The sequence below is a fragment of the Desulfosarcina sp. genome (assembly GCF_055467485.1).
The window spans coordinates 33,114-50,938 of sequence record NZ_JBUOIV010000001.1 but is presented as its reverse complement, the minus strand read 5'-3'; the positions used below and the strand labels follow the sequence as shown (position 1 = coordinate 50,938).

Genomic DNA, 17,825 nt, shown 5'->3' with positions numbered 1-17,825 from the left:
TTATCTGACCAGCCGTTCGTCGGCAAAAAGTTTGGTCCGCTGCGGCGGAAACCTCAGCCAAACCTGATTTTGCGGAACCGGATATCCTTCGGGTACGCGGGCTCTCACGGTGTGTCCATTCAGGAGAGCCGTCAGAATCTTGAAGCTGCCCTGGTCTTCCACCGCCTTCATGGTCGCCGGCACTCCGCCGTCGACGGGCGATCCGTGTACCTCTAAGTGCATGGGACGGATGCCCAGCTCCAGCGCCCCTCTGGCCTTAACCCCCAACGCGGCCGTTTCCGGTTCCAATGCGATGGATATCCCGTCGACCTTGGCCTCATGGCCCTCAAGGACACAGGGCAGAAAATTCATTCCGGGGCTTCCGATAAAATAACCGACGAATTTGTGCCGCGGATTTTCGAAAAGCTCCTCCGGTGTGCCGACCTGAACGATTTCGCCTTCGTACATGAGAATCACCTGATCCGCAAAGGTCAGCGCCTCCACCTGGTCGTGCGTGACATAGATCAGCGTAAGTTTCAGCTGCTCGTGGATCTCCTTGAGCTTGCGCCGAAGGTGCCATTTCAAATGGGGATCGATGACCGTGAGAGGTTCATCGAAGAGTACCGCCGCCACATCGCTTCTTACCAGGCCGCGGCCCAGGGATATTTTCTGCTTGGCATCGGCACTCAGGCCGGCTGCTTTTTTCTCAAGATCCGGTGTCAAGTCGAGGATTTCGGCCACTTCCTGCACCCGCCGAACGGTGTCCGCCCTATTGAAGCCCCGGTTTTTTAACGGAAACGCCAGATTGTCGAAAACGCTCATGGTGTCGTAAAGCACCGGAAACTGGAACACCTGGGCGATGTTGCGCTTTTCCGGGGGGCGGTCGGTCACATCGATGCCGTCGTAAAGCACCCGGCCCTTGCTGGGTTTCAGCAGTCCGGAAATCACATTGAGCAACGTGGTCTTGCCGCAGCCGGAAGGGCCGAGGAGTGCGTAGGCCCCTCCGTCTTCCCACACGGCATTGATTTCCTTGAGTGCATAATCCGATAACGCTGTGGGGTTCGGGTAATAGGCGTGGGCGATGTGGTCGAATTCTATGCGCGCCATGGCGTTCTCCTGGCTATCGCTATGACGAATAACCGGCGGCGGCTGGGGGAGCGGCCACCAGCCGGCCGGCTGTGTCGTAGACAAAAAGGTGCATGGGGTTGATGAACACGGTGACATTGTTGCCCATGGAAAAGGGGTGCACCCCATCCTGCTGTACCACAAAAGCGCTTTTCCCACGATGGACATAAATAAAGGTTTCCGAACCATTGATTTCGGCCAACTCTACCTTGCCGGTAATGGCGATGTCTCCGTCTCTTTGGCTGCAAAGCCACAGGTGGTTGGATCGGAAGGCAAAGCGGTATGCTCCGGATGCAAGATCGGCAAGGTGCCCGGTCAGGGGGATCGGGATGTCGTCTCCCATGACGGCTTCACCGTCTTTCACCACACTGTCGAGGGCGTTGATGGGTGGGTCGCTGAAAACTTCTGCAACTCTCAGGGTTTCCGGACACTGATACACGCCGGTCGTCGCGCCGGTCTGCAGAATCCTCCCCTCGTCAAGGACCACGACATTGCCGCCCAGCATCAGCGCCTCGGAAGGCTCGGTCGTGGTATACACCACGATGGCGGATCGTTTACGGAAAATCTCCTGAAGCTCCACGCGAAGCTCTTCCCGAAGCTTGTAGTCAAGGTTGACCAGAGGCTCGTCCAAAAGCAGCAACTGGGCATCTTTAACCAGTGCGCGGGCGATGGCCGTGCGCTGCTGCTGGCCGCCGGACAGCTCCGCGGGAATCCGGTCCAACATGTCCTCCAGGTGGAGCATTTCCGCTGTCTCGCGCACCCGTCGGTCCAGCTCCTTTTTCGGGATGCCGCTAATCTTAAGGGGAGAGGCGATGTTGTTGTAGACAGTCAAGGAAGGGTAGTTGATGAACTGCTGATAGACCATGGCGATGCTTCGTTTTCTCACGGAAACACCGGTAACGTCCTGGCCGTCTATGATAATTTTGCCGCTGGTAGGCCGGTCCAGTCCGGCCATGACACGCAACAGGGAGGTCTTGCCGGAAAGGGTTCGGCCCAGCAGTACGTTTCGGGATCCCTCCTCAAACGCAAGATCTATCTTTCGGAGATGTGTTTCTCCACCCACCACTTTGCTGACATTCTGGAGCATCAAGCGCATCGTTCTGACTCCGATTCTGCAGATATTGCGCTATGGTTCGGATATGAAAAGAGAAGAGGGTCGATCACAATTAAATTAACATCCCACTTTTGTTTTCGCAAGTGAAAATTCATAGAGACTATACGCGTATTAAGTAAAAAGCCGCTTTCGTAAGCGAAAAGACAGGCTTGCCGGTAACTCCTGCCGTTAAACCCGGTTGGTCTTGCGTTCGGCCGCAGGCATACCCGTCAGACGACGTGGAGTTCGACTTCCGATGCGGCGATGATTTCTGCCAGCCCGGAAGGCGGCCGACGGTCCGTAAACAGGCTGTCGATTTCGGCGATGTTTCCCAGACGGACCATGGCATTTCTGCCGAACTTGGTATGATCGGCGGCTAGAAACACACTTCGCGAGTTGTCGATAATGGCCCTTGCCGCCCGCACTTCGCGATAGTCGAAATCCAGAAGGGTTCCGTCGATATCGATACCGCTGATGCCTATAATGCCGTAATCTACCTTGAATTGACTGATAAAATCGATGGTGGCGACGCCGATGATGCCCTTATCCCGTTGGCGTACCATGCCGCCAGTGACGATCACCTCGAAGTTTTCATTTGTACTCATGATGGCGGCGACGTTGAGGTTGTTGGTAATTACTCGCAGGCGTTTGTGGTTGCACAGGGCGTGGGCGACGGCCTCGGTGGTGGTGCCGATATTGATGAACAAGGAGACGTTGTCTGGTATATGTTGGGCGAGCAGTTGGGCAATTTTCTGCTTTTCGCGGAAGCAGAGCACTTTTCGTTCGTTATAAGCCACATTTTCGGTGGAGGTGGGAATGGCGGCTCCGCCATGGTATCGACACAATTGGCCCTTTTCGCTTAGCGAATTGATGTCCCTACGGATGGTCTGTGGCGTCACCGAAAAGGCCTGGGCCAAGGCTTCAATGGTTACAAATCCCTGAGACCGGACCATCTTTGTTATTTTATCGTGCCTTTTGCGAACCGGGGCCACTTTTCCGGTCGTCATTGTTTGGGATGGTGGGCCGGTCGGCGCTTTTTTGCCTGTCATGTTACACGACTTCCGATAGGAGGAGATAAAATGTTTTCGTTTTAGAAATAATGCGGCCATGATTGGTCTAAAACGAACAATTATTGGTGACAAACAACATCTTGTATGGTACTTTTTATTAAGTTTGTTGTAATGACATTTGAAATGTGTTCGTTAGTGTACCATTCGAGCGTGTTTTTCACAAGTGAAACCTTTTGTCATTGCGTTCAGGCATCGACCATGACCGCAATTGCGGGAACGAAATGGACCAGTCCTCTGAAACACAGGTGTTGATCATCGGTGGCGGCGCCACCGGTACTGGGCTGGCCCGGGATCTCGCCCTTCGCGGCGTTGGCTGCCTTCTGGTTGAAAAACAGGACATCAATGCCGGTGCTTCAGGAGGCAACCACGGGCTATTGCACAGCGGTGCCCGCTACATCGCATCCGACCCAGCCTCGGCAAAGGAGTGTCGCGAGGAAAGCGAACTGATCAAACGGCTGGCACCCCACTGTGTTGAGACAACCGGTGGCCTGTTCGTGGCCGTTGCCGGCGATGACGAGGCTTACATAGCCGACTTTGCCGATCGCTGCGGCCAGTGCGGAATTGACGCACGGGCGATAGAGATCAAAGACGCCCTCGAATTGGAGCCGGTCCTTTCACCGGAAACCATCGCGGTCTACAGCGTACCGGATGCATGCGTGGATCCGTTCAAGCTGTCGCTGGACAATCTGGCCGACGCCCAGGCCCACGGCGCGACGGTCCTGCGCAATACCAAGATTGTGAGCTTCGAAAAAACAGGTGCACGTATCAATCGCGCCCATTTGGTAAACTGCCGCACGGGCGAACGCATCACCATCACTGCCGATGTGATCGTCAACGCCACCGGCGCCTGGGCCGGTAAAGTGGCCGCTATGGCTGGCCCCAGGATCAACATGCTCTACTCCCAGGGCAGCCTTATAATTACCCAGAACCGCCTGTCCCACCGGGTCATCAATCGCTTGCGCAAGGCCACCGACGGAGATATCCTGGTTCCGGGCGGTACGGTGTCCATCTTTGGGACCACGTCTGTGCGCATCGACGATCCTGAAAAAAAACGCCCGACAGTGGCGGAGATCGACGCGATGCTACCGGACGGCATCGCCCTGATTCCTAAACTGGCCGAAACACGCTTTATCCGAGCGTATGCCGGTGTGCGGCCTCTGGTCCAGTTAGCACCCACCACCGATGATCGAGCGGTCAGCCGGGGGTTTGCCCTCATCGATCACAGCGAAGACGGGATCAGCAACTTCCTGACCATCACCGGGGGTAAACTGACCACCTATCGATTGATGGCCGAGAAAACAGCTGATCGGGTCTGCGCGCTCCTGGGGGTTGGCGAAGCCTGCCAGACCCGCACCAAGCCGCTTCCGGCAACCAACTCGGGCAGGTGGACAGAAGCTGGGCTGACCCCCAAGATGTGGTTTCAGAAAAAAAATCCATCGGACCTGCTTCTTTGCGAATGCGAAATGGTACCGACCAGCGTTGTCGACGAGATTTCCGCCAAAATTCAGGAAGAGGGCGAACGACCAAGCCTGCGTGAGCTGGGCCAGCGCAGCCGTGTGGGCAAAGGCCCTTGCCAGGGGGCGTTCTGCAGCTTGCGGATGACAGCTCACCTATACAACGAAGGACTGTTGACCGCCGATCAGGGGATTGACGAGTTGCGCGATTTTCTCAACGAGCGATGGCGAGGGATACAACCCATACTGTGGGGGCAGGCCGTGTCCCAGGCGGAATTGCAAGAGGCGCTGCATTGCGGTCTCTATGGGTTAGAGCTTACTGAATAGAATTGCCCGCAAGGCAGCCCGTCCCGCCTGTTGAGGTATATCTCCTTATGCAGATGTCATCCGACAATACCAAATGCCAGCTGATGGTCATCGGCGCAGGAATGGCAGGAATGGCCGCCACGCTTTTTGCCGCCAAACAGGGCCTCCGCGTCGTTCAGGCAGGCCTCACCGGAGAGGTGATCTATGCCAGCGGAGTCTTTGACCTGCTAGGGGTCTATCCCCCAGAAGCACGCCTCGAGCGAGACGATCCATGGGACGCCTTGAACGAATTGGTGACCGCTGAACCCCAGCACCCATATGCGCGACTGGCGCCCGACGCGATCCGCGCAGCCATGGATACCCTGACCGGTTACCTGGCGGAGATCGGGCTGCCCTACAAAGGGCACCTGGATCGCAACACCACCTTGTTGACCCCTGTAGGTACTGTCAAACGAACCTATCGCGTACCGGAAAGCATGTGGGCAGGCAGCCAGGCCCTGGCCGCCAAGGCTCCCTGCCTGATCGTCGATCTGGTTGGCTTGAGGGGTTTCAGCGCCCGCCAGATGGTCGAGACGCTGGGCCAGGCCTGGCCCGGCCTGAGAACCGCCACCATCGACGTTCCTGGCACCAGCGTGCATGGACCCAAATACCCCGAACATGTTGCCCGAATGCTCGAAGTAGAAGCTGAACGTAAGCGGTTTGCAGCCGCCATCGCACCTCATGTCAAAGGGGTCGGCTTTGTGGGCTTGCCCGCCGTCCTGGGCATCTATAAAACATCTGAAATCTTGGCCGACATTGAGAAATGCCTCAATGCAAGGGTGTTTGAGATCCCGACCATGCCGCCAGCCATTACTGGTCTGCGCCTCAAGGAGGCTTTCGAGCAGCACTTGCCGGCGCTGACCGTCGAGGCGCATTATCATCTCCGCGTGCTCGACGCCCGGTCTGTAGCAGGCGGCGGCTTTGAACTACAGATCGGCAATAGCACAGCCGAGCACGGCGTCCTGGCCGATCGGGTATTGCTGGCCACGGGCCGCTTCATTGGCAAAGGCCTGACTCCAGAACGGGATGGCATTCACGAAGCCCTGTTCAATCTGCCTGTGCATCAGCCAAGGCATCGGAACGAGTGGTACGCGGAAACGTTCCTGGCGCCCCAAGGGCATGCCGTCAGCCGGGCCGGTATCGAAACCGATGCCCATTTCCAACCCGTTGACGCCAATGGCCAGGTCGTGCATGAGCGTCTCTATGCAGCGGGCTCCATTCTGGCCCACCAGGACTGGATGCGGACCAAATCGGGCGTCGGGCTGGCGGTGGCCAGCGCCTGGGGGGCGGTTCAGGCCATCGCGCAGCAGGTCGCAAAGTCGTCCTAATCCCTGCCGGTTTGGCGATGATGGCAGCCATGGGGGTTTCAATGAATCGGGTTGGCCGCCAAGTGGGCATCCGGTTGAACGGTGCCGACCGTGGACAGGTACGATCTTAATGGTAAAGGGACCTCATGCTGTTTGAAACAACGCTGTATCTGTCGCTCCTGATCTGCTTCGCCGGGTTGCTTTGGCGGCTGAAGCAATGGTTCACCATCGACATTGGTCCCGAGGCTCCGGGCTCGGTTGGTCAACGCACCGTTGCAGCTCTGCGGGGATTGGCCGTGGCTATCTTCAACCGCCGCCTGCCGATGGTCTTGATGGCCGTATTGCGCGACGTTCTGTTTCAGGTCGACCTGTTTAAGAGGCACCGCCTACGCTGGCTGATGCACATGCTCATCTTCTGGGGCTTCGGGCTCCTGCTGGTATTTCACGCTTTGGAAGACATGGTCACCCTGCGCCTCTTCTCCGATTACGCCTCTACCTTAAACCCATATTTCTTCCTGCGCAATTTTTTTGGGGTCATCGTCCTTGCGGGGGTGAGCATCGCCCTGGTACGCCGCCTCAAGATCCCCGCCCAGAAAAAGATCACCGGCCGAAACGATTTGCTGCCTTTGCTGCTCCTGTTGTTGATGATCCTCTCCGGCTTTCTGCTCGAAGCGACTCAGATCGTCTCCCAGCCGATTTTCGATGAGATGGTCGACGATTACCTGCGCAGCGATGATGCCGAAGAAGTGGTACCGCTGAGGGCCGTGTGGGCCAGGGACTATCATGTGGTCTTCGATCCAGCGCCGGAGATCTCGCCTGAACTGCTCGAAGTGGGGCGAGAGATCAACGAGGAGAACTGTGCGGTCTGCCACAGCCGCCCCACGGCGGCCTTCGCCTCCCTGCCCGTCGCCATCCTGATCAAACCGGCCGCCGCCGCACTCAACCGAATGCGGGCGGATGAACTGCTTCGGCACCTGCACTACTTGGTTTGCTTCGCCACCCTGGCACTGCTGCCCTTTACCAAATTCAGACACCTGTTGACGACACCGCTGACGCTGGCACTGCGGGCCGTGGGCCCTGCGGAGGCATCGCTCCCCCTAAACCTCAAAACCCGGCGTGTGCTGTCTCTGGACGGCTGTACGCATTGCGGGGCCTGCAGCCGGGTCTGCAGCGTGGCGCCCAGCGCCCAGATCATCGGCAACCGTGAAATCCTACCTTCTGAAAAGCTGATTGCCCTGGCCAAGATATCCTTCCGCGACCTGCCGGCGGTGCGCTTGGAAACCTTCTCCGAGGGCAGCTTCATCTGTACCGAATGCTACCGATGCACTCAGGTTTGTCCATCGGGGTTGGACCTTCAAGACCTATGGCGAGCGTCCAAAGCGAGCCTGGCCGACCAGGGTTTTCCCGATTTGCACGCCCGGGCGGTGCGGACCCCCTCCGGGGCGCTGCTGCTGGCAATGACCGCGGAGGGTTCGTCTGCAGCCAAAGAAGACACAATGGAGTTGTGCGACGACCCGTCCACCTTCCAGGCCTGCGTCCAATGTGCGGTCTGCACCAGCGTCTGCCCCGTGGTGGCCGCCGCCACCGAACCCGACCTGGATCCCGAGATCGGCCCTCATCTGGTCACCAATCTGCTGCGCATGCAGCAGAAGGAACTGGCATTGGCTTCCCGCATGGTCTGGGCCTGCGTTACCTGTTATCAGTGCCAGGAGCACTGCCCTCAGCATATCCGTGTGGCCGACGTGCTTTATGAACTGCGCAATCGCGGCTGGTCACGAATGAAAGCCGCACGGCGATCCCGTGTCAACACCGAGGGGGAGCCGTCATGAAGCTGCTTTATTTTCCTGGCTGTAAAATCCCTTTTCATTTGCCCGCCTATGATCGCTCAACCCGATCGGTCCTGTCTGCTCTGGAGGTCGAGCTGATCGATATGGATCTGAACTGCTGCGGCTATCCGGTCCGCCATCAGGATTTCAGCGCCTTCCTTCTATCGGCCGCCCGTGATCTGGCATTGGCGGAAGCGCAGGGGGTGGATATTCTGACGCCCTGCAAATGCTGTTTCGGCAGCTTCAAGCATGCCCTCTATTGGCTGCGTCGCAAACCTGCCCTGAGGGATCGCATCAATAGTCACCTATCCGCTGAACACCTGCATTGGAGCGATCGCAGTGATGTTACCCACCTCCTGTCGTTCCTCTATAGCAAGGTGGGCACGAGACGCTTGCAGGATTACGTTCGCGCACCGCTCGAACGCCTCAAGGTGGCCGCCCATTATGGCTGCCACGCTTTGCGACCGGCCGAGGTCACCGGATTCGACAACCCCACGGCTCCCCATCTTTTTGAAGCGTTGGTCGCTGTAACCGGAGCAACCCCGGTCTTCTGGACACGGCGGACCGAGTGCTGCGGCAACCCGCTCTGGGGCAACAACCAAAAACTCGCCCTGGCCTTGATGGAAAAAAAACTGGCATCGGCCCAGGAAGCCGGTGCGGAGATGCTCTGTTCGGCATGCACCTATTGCCAGCTGCAATTCGACGAAACCCGTCGCCAGCACCCTCATGCGGACCCGACCCAGGGAAGGCTCAAGGCCATTCTCTTCCCTCAACTGCTTGGCATGTCCATGGATCTGCCGGCAGAAAACCTGGGCCTTGATCCAATGACATCAACCGGTGCTTCTACCTTTACAGCGAAAGCCGGGAAGTGATACTGAAATAGGCCGAGTCCGGCGAAATAGTCAGCCGCAGTTACGGTATCCATTTTCAACCCTCGACCCGTTCAAACTTCGGCAAAAATAGAGCCAAACACCGCGATCCTAAAAGGTCACCTCACACCCAAGAAGGAGATTTTATCATGGCCGCATACATCGGAGCCATCGACCTGGGGACCACCAGCAACCGTTTTGTCATTTTCAATCATGACGGGCAGATCGTAGCCATGGACCAGATGGAGCACAGGCAGATCTTTCCCCAGCCCGGGTGGGTGGAACACGACCCCATGGAAATCTGGAACAACACCGGAAAAGTGATCCGCGGCGCGATGAATAAAGCGGGGCTAAAAGGAGACGATCTGGCCGCCATTGGCATCACCAACCAGCGTGAAACCGCGGTGGTTTGGGACAGGAAAACAGGCCAGCCGTTCTTTAATGCCATTGTCTGGCAGTGTACGAGAACCGATGAAATATGTGACTCCCTGGCAAAAGACGGCGGTCAGGACCGCTTCCGTAAAAAGACCGGGCTGCCCATCGCCACCTATTTTGCGGGGCCCAAGGTCAAATGGATTCTGGACAACCTCCCTGAGGCACGGGTGGCGGCGGAAAGGGGCCGGGCCCTTTTCGGCACAATTGAAACTTGGATTATCTGGCAGCTCACCGGCGGTGCATCCGGCGGCGCCCATGTCACCGATGTGTCCAATGCCTCACGCACCCTGCTCATGGACCTGGAGACCCTGGCCTGGGATGATGAGATCCTCAAGATCATGGGTATTCCTCGGCAGATGATGCCGCATATCGTGCCTTCAATCGACAGGAACACCTGGGGCCATACCCTCAAGGACGGTCCTCTGCAGGCGACAGTACCGGTGTGCGGTGCCCTGGGCGACCAACAGGCCGCCCTGGTGGGCCAGACCTGTTTTGAGGTCGGCGAGGCAAAAAACACCTATGGTACCGGCTGTTTCATGTTGCTCAATACCGGCACCGAGCCGGTCCAATCCACCCATGGCCTGTTGACTACCGTGGGATACCAGATCCGTGGAGAAAAGCCGGTGTATTGCCTGGAGGGGTCGGTGGCCATTGCGGGTGCCCTGGTGCAGTGGCTGCGCGACAACCTGGGGCTGATCGCGTCGGCACCGGAGGTGGAAACGCTGGCTCGAACGGTGGACGACAACGGCGGCACCTACATCGTTCCGGCCTTTTCCGGCCTTTTTGCCCCCTACTGGCGCGCCGACGCCCGCGGGGTCATTGTCGGCCTCACCCGCTATGTCAACAAAGGCCACATCGCCCGCGCTGCACTGGAGGCCAATGCCTACCAGACCCTGGACATCATGGAGGCCATGAAAAAGGATTCGGGCGTTGAGCTCAACAGCCTCAAGGTCGATGGGGGGATGGTGGCCAACGAACTGCTCATGCAGTTTCAGTCTGACCTGCTCAACGTGCCGGTGATCCGGCCGTCCATTACCGAGACCACGGCATTGGGCGCCGCCTATGCCGCGGGCCTGGCTGTGGGATATTGGACCTCCATGGAGGATCTGAAACAATACTGGTCGACAGACAAGATCTGGCAGCCGCAGATGGATGACCGTAGGCGCCAGGCCGGTATCCGCGGTTGGAAAAAGGCGGTCCAACGAACCCTGGATTGGGCGGATTGATTTCGGGATGCCGAAATACAATATGACTTGAGGGGTTCCGGTGTTCGGTTCCGACAAAAGGCACGATAATGGTTTCAGGCGGGTTGTACGAAGCCAGGATGCAACGCCGTCGCCCTCATCACCCATGCAAATGGTCTTCCGGTCCCAAGCCCACCGCTTTTGCCCGGAGGGCCATTATGTATTGCAGGCATCGAATCGGTTGGCGTTGGTTTAGATGCGCGACGCTTTAAAACATCCTCCGGGGGCATTATGGTATATGTTAAAAGGAAACGATAAGGATATCGCCCATGGCAGACCCTCCAGGTAGAGAACGATTCATTCCCGTCTGCAAAGCGGACCTCATAGACGATTTATCCAACCGCGAGACGGTCACACCCATAGACCGGGAAGCCTTTCTTCGTTTCAGCCGCATTCTTGACAGCCTCTTCCATTTTGAATTTCATACGCAAACAGAAAGCCTCAAAGAAAACTATCAGCCGTTCAACCCTGACAGCGATACGATAACGGTCCGCCGTTTTTCCCGCGAGGACCGCAGCGACCATGAAGCCCGACTCATGGCGGCATTTAAAGAGGTCTTGAACCAGGCCAACTATCGGCAAATCACCGCCACCGATCTGACATTCGCCATGAACCGGGAATCGCTCTTCAAGATCAACCTCTTCGTGGATTTCGAGGATTTTGAGAACCAATTGATTTTCAGGCGGGGAGTCCAATCCCGTCGGATCAGGCGCAAAAAATGGCTCTTCAAAGAAGAACTCGTCGACGTCACCGTCTACGACAGAGTGGCGCTGATCATCAAATACAAGGATGAGTCCTACTTCAAGGTGCAAAAGCGTAAAGATCTGAACTTTAGCCCGGGATCCATGATCGTAAAGCTCTTCAAGAACATTCCCAAAGGGGATCTGGAAATGCTTTTTCCCAACGCCCAGGTGCGCATGAAACTCAAAGACAAACTGCTCATGGGCGGTTTTGCCGTCGGTGGCGGGATATCGGTCATTTTAAAGGCCGGTGCGGGCCTGGTCGCCATGGCGAGCATCCTGTGGTTGATGTCCCGCGCCGTTTTCGTCGGCAGCGGTGAGATCCCGACGTTGGGCCCTGTGGAGATTTCCGGCATGGTGGGCGGCGTGACGGCCCTGGCGGCGATCGGAGCGTTTCTTTTCAAACAGTGGAACAGTTACAAAAACCGCAAAATAAAATTTATGAAAACCTTGGGTGACAATCTTTATTTCAAGAATCTGGACAACAATGCCGGCGTATTCTACCACATCATCGCCGATGCGGAGGAAGAGGAGTTCAAAGAGGCGCTGCTGGGATATATTTTTCTGGTTGAATCCGAAACGGGATTGACCGCGAAGGCCCTGGACGAGGCCATTGAAGGCTGGTTTAAAGCGACTTACGGGGCCCCCATTGATTTCGAAATCGAAGATGCCCTGGGAAAACTGAAACGCCTGAAGCTATGTGACTCCGCCGAAATCGATGAAACCGGTCAGCCCGTGTGGACGGCCGTCTCGTTGACGCAGGCCTGTGAACGGCTGGATTTCATCTGGGACCATTTTTTTCAGATGAATGCACCCCAGAACGGGTAAGAAGGCGTGTGTCACGCCTTGATGGTCGGTCTATTGGTCTTTAACGTGCGCTACCTACCGAGACATCGATTTCATTGCGGCTTAACCCCCACAAACAGGTTGGCGATTCCCAGTGTCATGCGCCGGCAGGTGACATGGGAAAAGCCCGCTTGCTGCACGATCGTCATGAAGACCTCGGCTGCCGGAAACCGGGAAACCGAATCCGGCAGGTATGAATAGGCGAAGCTGTGTTTGGAAAAGAGGCGGCCGACAGCTGGCAGCACTTTTTGAAAATAAGCCAGGTAGGCATCGCGCAGACGGGTTCTTTTCGGCGTGGCCAGTTCCAGCACCAGCAGCATCCCGCCAGGCAGGAGGCTTTCATAGAAGGCCCTGAGGGCGCCTGCTTTGTCCTGTATATTGCGGATGCCGAAGGCGATGGTCACTGCGTGAAAGGATGCTTCGCCAAAGGGCATCGCCAGGGCGTCCCCGGCCAGCAGGGAAATGGCCGTGTTTCGATTCCGGCGGATCTTCTCCCGGGCCAGGCGAAGCATCCCCGGTGAAAAATCTAGACCGGTCACCTTCACCCGCGGTCCCTTCTGCCTGCAGATCTCAATGGCGACGTCACCGGTGCCGCAGGCCACGTCCAGAACTCGTCCGCTGTCGGGAAGGGCTATGGCCGACACCATCTTTTTACGCCAGACAACATCCTGGCGGAGGCTGAGCAGGCGGTTGAGCAGATCATAACGTGGGGCGATGCTGTCGAACATCTCCCGGACGAAGGGAAGCTCCCGACTTTGCATTGACAACCTTTCATCTTGCATTAAGTTTATGCATCATTTAAACGACGAAAAATTAACACATCACCGCGCCCGTGACAACATGAAGGGGTAACGTTCCAGGACAATCCATGGCAGCCAAACGTGACTATTACGAAGTGCTCGGCGTCGATCGAAACGCCGGCGATGCGGACCTGAAAAAGGCCTACCGAAAGCTGGCCTTAAACTTTCATCCGGACAGGAATCCCGGGGACCGGGAAGCCGAAGAAAAGTTCAAGGAGGCTGCCGAGGCCTATGAGGTCTTAAGGGACGCCAACAAACGCCAGATTTACGACCAGTATGGCCATCAGGGGCTGGAGGGATCGGGCTTTTCCGGTTTCGGCGGCTTCGAAGACATATTTTCCAGTTTCGGAGATATTTTCGAGGACTTCTTCGGTTTTGGCGGCGGTCGCCGGTCCAGGAGCCGGGCGAATAAAGGTGCCGACCTCCGCTATGACATGCAACTTTCCTTCATGGAAGCGGCCTTCGGCACGGAAAAAGAGATCGATGTGGAAAAGGCGGAAGCCTGCAGTACCTGCGGGGGTAGCGGCGCGGCACCCGGAACCGGTGTGGAAAACTGTACCCAATGCGGCGGCAGCGGCCAGGTAGGCCGCAGCCAGGGTTTTTTTACTGTCCGCACCACCTGCGGACAATGCCGGGGCCAGGGCCAGGTCATCTCCACGCCCTGTAAAACCTGCCGGGGCCATGGCAAAGTGCTTGCCCGCAAGAAGGTTTCTGTCAGAATTCCCGCCGGCGTGGACAACGGTTCGCGTCTCCGCCTCACCGGCGAAGGCGAAGCCGGCGCCTACGGCGGGCCGCATGGAGATCTGTATGTCTTCATTCACGCGGAAGGCCACGATTTTTTCAAGCGGGACGACACCAACGTGTTGTGCCAGATTCCCATTTCCTTTGTTCAGGCGACCTTGGGCGATACCATCTCCATACCCACCCTCAACGGTGAGAGTGATCTGACGATTCCCAAGGGAACCCAACCCGGCGACATCTTCCGGCTGCGGGGCGAAGGGATTCCCTCACTTAGAAACGGTCACCGTGGCGACCAGATCGTTCAGGTCAACGTTAAAACTCCCACCAACCTCAGTAAAAAACAGGTGGCCCTCCTCAAGGAATTTGCCGCTCTTGAAGAGCGCAAGTTTACCAGTAAATTGAAAACCATTCTAAAAAGCGGTCCATCCAGAGTGGCCAACTGAATCACCGGCATCGATCCGGCAAGATCATGGGAGCGGATAGATCTATGTTCGAACTAAAAATTGTCAGCCATTTCGCTGCCGCCCACCAACTGACCATGGTGGCCAAAAAATGCGAAAACCTTCACGGGCACAACTGGAAGGTGGAGGTATGCGTAAAGGGAGAACGACTCAACGACGCCAGCGTACTGGTCGATTTCGGTATTCTCAAGGGATATGTGAAAGAGATCATGAAGCGGCTGGACCATAAGTTCTTAAATGAACTGCCCTATTTTGAAAATGTCGCGCCATCCTCGGAAAGCATTGCCGTATATATCGCCAACAGCCTGCAGGAGATGATCAAGGAGCCCGGGATGGCCGTAAGCCGGGTGACGACGTGGGAGTCGGAAGATGCCTGCGCCACTTATTTTCCAAAATAAGTTTCCATCCACAAGCGGCATCTTTAGGCCCACGCCGGTGTTCTCGTTGGGCTGAGCACGTATTGAAGATTCAGCGCTATCCTCAACGCGGCGCTGCCACGCCTGCGGTTTCAACCTCGCGGTGGCCTTAGCCGATATACCAAAAGCTGCCATTAGTGGACGGAAACAGTACGATCATTTGAGAGACAATAACAAATACCTGGGGAGCTCGAAATAACGTTTTGAGCTCCCCAGGTATTTTATTTACCCCTCTTTTTCCAGCAGGTCACCAATTCATCCCGGGTGATGATGGCGGTTGCGTCGGAAACGTGGGTACGGATGTTGTCCATGCCCCCCTCCTGCCGGTCCACCAGGATCACCGCCCGAACGACATCCAATCCTTCGCTGCGGGCGCGCTCGATGGCTTTGATGGTAGATCCGCCAGTGGTGGCCACATCGTCGATCACCACCACCTTGGCGCCTGGCTGAATGTCCCCTTCCACCCATTTGACAATGCCGTGGTCCTTCTGGCTTTTACGGATGGAAAAGGCGTTAACCGGTTGGCCCTTGAGCTCCGAGGCAAATGCAGTGGCCATGGCGATGGGGTCGGCGCCGAAGGTGAGGCCGCCCACGGCCGACGCCCCGCTGTCTTGAATGGCCGCGAACATTAAATGGCCGGTGAGAAACATCCCACGGGGACTCATGGTGGTGGGTTTGCAGTTTACATAAAACCGGCTCATGCGGCCCGATACCAGCTTGAATGCGGGTGTTTCACTGTATTTGAAGGATTTTTGACACAACAGGTGGATCAGTTCATTTTTCATGGGGCGCCTTTCAGACGGCCGGATTTACAAGAAATACTTGATTTTAAGGGATTTTTCGTATAAAAAAGCCTCCACCGAACTGGAAGAAGCCCGTCATTGGGATTCAGTGGAGGCTTCGGCAAGGAAAACTGGGAACAGCACTCCTTGAGCTTAGGAGCGATTCATAACAGCTGTGAGGTTGCCGGTCAATGCCAAACCCCGGAAGGATATCAGCCATATTGCCGCAGTCATCGAACCGCTGTCGATGCCTGTTGGCATCCGTTGCCTTCTTTTGCATGTGGCTGAACGCAGCGATGCCGGCCGGCGGTGACGAGACGGCGGCTTCGCCTGTAATGGATCTGGACAGAACCGTGGCCCTGGCTCTCCAAGCCAACATCTCCGCCCGCATTTCCAGTGAGCGGACGCGTGCCGCCGATGCCGTGCTCAAATCCAGGCGGTCGGCGTTTCTGCCTACCTTCAGCGCCGAGTACAACTATACCCGCAACGACGAGCCCCGCTTCGGGGTGATTCCCACGTTAGGGGTCGTGCAGCCCGAAGAGGAATATGCCTTCGTGACCAGCATCACCCAACCCCTGTTTACCGGCTTTGCCCTGACCAATCAGCATCGACTGGCCGAGATGGGACTGGACGCTGCCCGCCTTAACGAGGCGCTGGTGCGGCGGGACATCGTCTTCGAGGCCAAGCGGGTTTATTTCCTCCTGCTCAAGGCCCAGAAGCTCAAGGCTGTGGCCGAAGAGGCCGTGACCATGCTGGAGGCCCAGACGGAAGTGGCGGTCAATTACCACGAGGTGGGGATGACGCCGCTCAACGACCTTCTTAAAACGAAGGTCGAGCTGGCCAATGCTCGCCAGGATTTAGTGGCGGCCCAAAACCATCTGGAGATATCGCGGGCTGACGTCAACCTGCTGCTGCGCCAACCCATCGGCACTGCCGTGACGCTATCGGACATCCTGGACTATGCACCTTTGTCCCGATCTCTTGCCGAGTGCCTGGACACGGCGGAAAAGGAACGTGTGGAGGTCGCCGTGGCCGGTCTGGAAATACAGATCCGCGAAAAGGAGGTCAGCCTGGCCAAAAAGGATTATTATCCGACTGTTCAGCTTCAAGGCAATTACTACAAATTGGGCACCGACTGGCAGGTGGACGGTGGCGAAGGTATCTCAGACAGCAGCTTCTGGGACATTCAGGCCCAGGCCCGCTGGGATTTCTGGCAGTGGGGAAAGACCGGATACGGTGTTGCGGAAAAGAAAAGCAAACTGACCGAAGCGCGTCTCAACCGCACCGATCTGCTGGACAAGATCCAGCGGGAGGTCAAGCAGGCCTGGCTCAAGGCCGATGAGTTTGAGAAGAACATCGTCACGGTTCAATCCGCCATCGATCAGGCCAGGGAGGGATTTCGTATCAGTGAGGAGCTGTTCAAAGAGCAGATGGCTACATCCACGGATGTCCTCGATGCTCGGACCCAGCTTTCCGAAACCATGACCCGGTACTACAATGCCCTCTACGATTTTCAGATTGCGGCGGCGGCGCTTGACCGGGCCATGGGAAAACCCAGCATCGACATTGCCGAGGTCCAATGACCAACATGGCTGAAAAGAGCGCGGTCATCCGGATGTTTCACGTTCACAAGCGCTACGGCGCCAAGCAGGCTCTGGTGGATGCCACCCTGGATATCGCCAAAAACGAATTTTTGTTCATCAGCGGTCCCAGCGGAGCGGGCAAATCCACCCTGCTCAAGCTCCTCTACCTGGCCGAACCGGTATCGGAAGGCCAGATCCTGGTGGACGGCATGAACCTTTCCCGGATTCCCCGTCGCCGAATCCCCATGCTCCGGCGAAAATTCGGCATTATTTTCCAGGATTACAAGCTCATCCCCACCCGAACCGTATATGAAAACGTGGCCTTGGTGCTGGAGGTGCGGGGGAAGAAGCGCAGCCTCATCGAAAAGAAGGTGAAAAGCGTGCTTCGCGTGGTGGGTATGGAAGATCGCATGACCGCTTACCCGCCCAGCCTGTCCGGCGGTGAGCAGCAGCGGGTCGCCGTCGCTCGGGCCGTGGCCGGCGACCCCAAGATCATCCTGGCCGACGAACCCACCGGCAGCCTCGATGACGAATCGGCAGCCATTATTTTTCAGCTGCTCCACATGTTCTATAACCGCGGGGCAACGGTCGTGGTGGCCACCCATGACAAAGCCCTCATCGAAAATGCCACCGGACGGGTACTGCAGATCCGACAAGGACGGCTGGATACGCCACCGGACATCTGATCCTGCACCGAGCGTTCCAAATT

General features: G+C 57.0%; 15 protein-coding genes. 10 read left to right on the top strand and 5 right to left on the bottom strand.

What is annotated here, in order from left to right; genetic code table 11:
• From ACZCED_RS00245 to ACZCED_RS00235, 3 genes are all read right to left on the bottom strand, one after another.
• Entirely contained in the window at nt 1-1,086 is a 1,086-nt protein-coding gene (locus ACZCED_RS00245; protein ID WP_464859957.1) for an ABC transporter ATP-binding protein, read from the bottom strand.
• A 19-nt stretch (nt 1,087-1,105) separates the two neighbouring features.
• Nucleotides 1,106-2,200 carry an ABC transporter ATP-binding protein gene (locus ACZCED_RS00240; RefSeq protein WP_464859956.1) on the bottom strand — a complete coding sequence of 365 codons (1,095 nt, stop codon included), beginning with the start codon at nt 2,198-2,200 and terminating at the stop codon, nt 1,106-1,108.
• Nucleotides 2,201-2,427: 227 nt separating this feature from the next.
• Complete coding sequence (locus tag ACZCED_RS00235; RefSeq protein ID WP_464859955.1) at nt 2,428-3,246, bottom strand: DeoR/GlpR family transcriptional regulator; 819 nt, start codon at nt 3,244-3,246, stop codon at nt 2,428-2,430.
• 242 nt (nt 3,247-3,488) lie between these two features.
• On the opposite strand from ACZCED_RS00235, the gene glpA reads away from it, so the two are divergent.
• The 6 genes from glpA (at nt 3,489) to ACZCED_RS00205 (ending at nt 12,315) form a co-directional block, all read left to right on the top strand.
• The gene (gene glpA / locus ACZCED_RS00230; protein ID WP_464859954.1) at nt 3,489-5,048 is read left to right on the top strand and encodes an anaerobic glycerol-3-phosphate dehydrogenase subunit GlpA; all 1,560 of its coding nucleotides are present in this window, start codon (nt 3,489-3,491) and stop codon (nt 5,046-5,048) included.
• Between the two features lie 47 nt (nt 5,049-5,095).
• Entirely contained in the window at nt 5,096-6,394 is a 1,299-nt protein-coding gene (gene glpB / locus ACZCED_RS00225) for a glycerol-3-phosphate dehydrogenase subunit GlpB (protein ID WP_462971289.1), read from the top strand.
• 125 nt (nt 6,395-6,519) lie between these two features.
• Nucleotides 6,520-8,202 carry a 4Fe-4S dicluster domain-containing protein gene (locus ACZCED_RS00220; protein WP_462971290.1) on the top strand — a complete coding sequence of 561 codons (1,683 nt, stop codon included), beginning with the start codon at nt 6,520-6,522 and terminating at the stop codon, nt 8,200-8,202.
• The gene (locus ACZCED_RS00215; protein WP_462971291.1) at nt 8,199-9,071 is read left to right on the top strand and encodes a CoB--CoM heterodisulfide reductase iron-sulfur subunit B family protein; all 873 of its coding nucleotides are present in this window, start codon (nt 8,199-8,201) and stop codon (nt 9,069-9,071) included. The genes ACZCED_RS00220 and ACZCED_RS00215 overlap by 4 nt, the downstream gene beginning before the upstream one ends.
• A gap of 146 nt (nt 9,072-9,217) precedes the next feature.
• Nucleotides 9,218-10,729, top strand: coding sequence for a glycerol kinase GlpK (gene glpK, locus ACZCED_RS00210; protein ID WP_462971292.1), 1,512 nt, complete (start codon nt 9,218-9,220; stop codon nt 10,727-10,729).
• Nucleotides 10,730-11,016: 287 nt separating this feature from the next.
• Nucleotides 11,017-12,315, top strand: coding sequence for a TMEM143 family protein (locus ACZCED_RS00205; RefSeq protein WP_464859953.1), 1,299 nt, complete (start codon nt 11,017-11,019; stop codon nt 12,313-12,315).
• 71 nt (nt 12,316-12,386) lie between these two features.
• Here the strand turns inward: ACZCED_RS00205 and ubiE are convergent, their stop codons facing one another.
• Nucleotides 12,387-13,094, bottom strand: coding sequence for a bifunctional demethylmenaquinone methyltransferase/2-methoxy-6-polyprenyl-1,4-benzoquinol methylase UbiE (ubiE, locus tag ACZCED_RS00200; RefSeq protein WP_462971294.1), 708 nt, complete (start codon nt 13,092-13,094; stop codon nt 12,387-12,389).
• Nucleotides 13,095-13,201: 107 nt separating this feature from the next.
• Here ubiE and dnaJ point away from each other — a divergent pair, with 107 nt between their 5' ends.
• The gene (gene dnaJ, locus ACZCED_RS00195) at nt 13,202-14,317 is read left to right on the top strand and encodes a molecular chaperone DnaJ (RefSeq protein ID WP_462971295.1); all 1,116 of its coding nucleotides are present in this window, start codon (nt 13,202-13,204) and stop codon (nt 14,315-14,317) included.
• A 44-nt stretch (nt 14,318-14,361) separates the two neighbouring features.
• Nucleotides 14,362-14,733, top strand: coding sequence for a 6-carboxytetrahydropterin synthase QueD (queD, locus tag ACZCED_RS00190; protein WP_462971296.1), 372 nt, complete (start codon nt 14,362-14,364; stop codon nt 14,731-14,733).
• Between the two features lie 239 nt (nt 14,734-14,972).
• Here the strand turns inward: queD and pyrE are convergent, their stop codons facing one another.
• Complete coding sequence (gene pyrE / locus ACZCED_RS00185; protein WP_462971297.1) at nt 14,973-15,536, bottom strand: orotate phosphoribosyltransferase; 564 nt, start codon at nt 15,534-15,536, stop codon at nt 14,973-14,975.
• Between the two features lie 218 nt (nt 15,537-15,754).
• Here pyrE and ACZCED_RS00180 point away from each other — a divergent pair, with 218 nt between their 5' ends.
• On the top strand, nt 15,755-17,116 hold the full coding sequence (locus ACZCED_RS00180) for a TolC family protein (RefSeq protein ID WP_462971298.1): 1,362 nt from the start codon (nt 15,755-15,757) through the stop codon (nt 17,114-17,116).
• Nucleotides 17,113-17,802, top strand: a complete 690-nt coding sequence (ftsE, locus tag ACZCED_RS00175) for a cell division ATP-binding protein FtsE (protein WP_462971299.1) — start codon at nt 17,113-17,115, stop codon at nt 17,800-17,802. Before ACZCED_RS00180 ends, ftsE begins: the two co-directional genes overlap by 4 nt.
• The last annotated feature ends 23 nt before the right edge of the window (nt 17,803-17,825 follow it).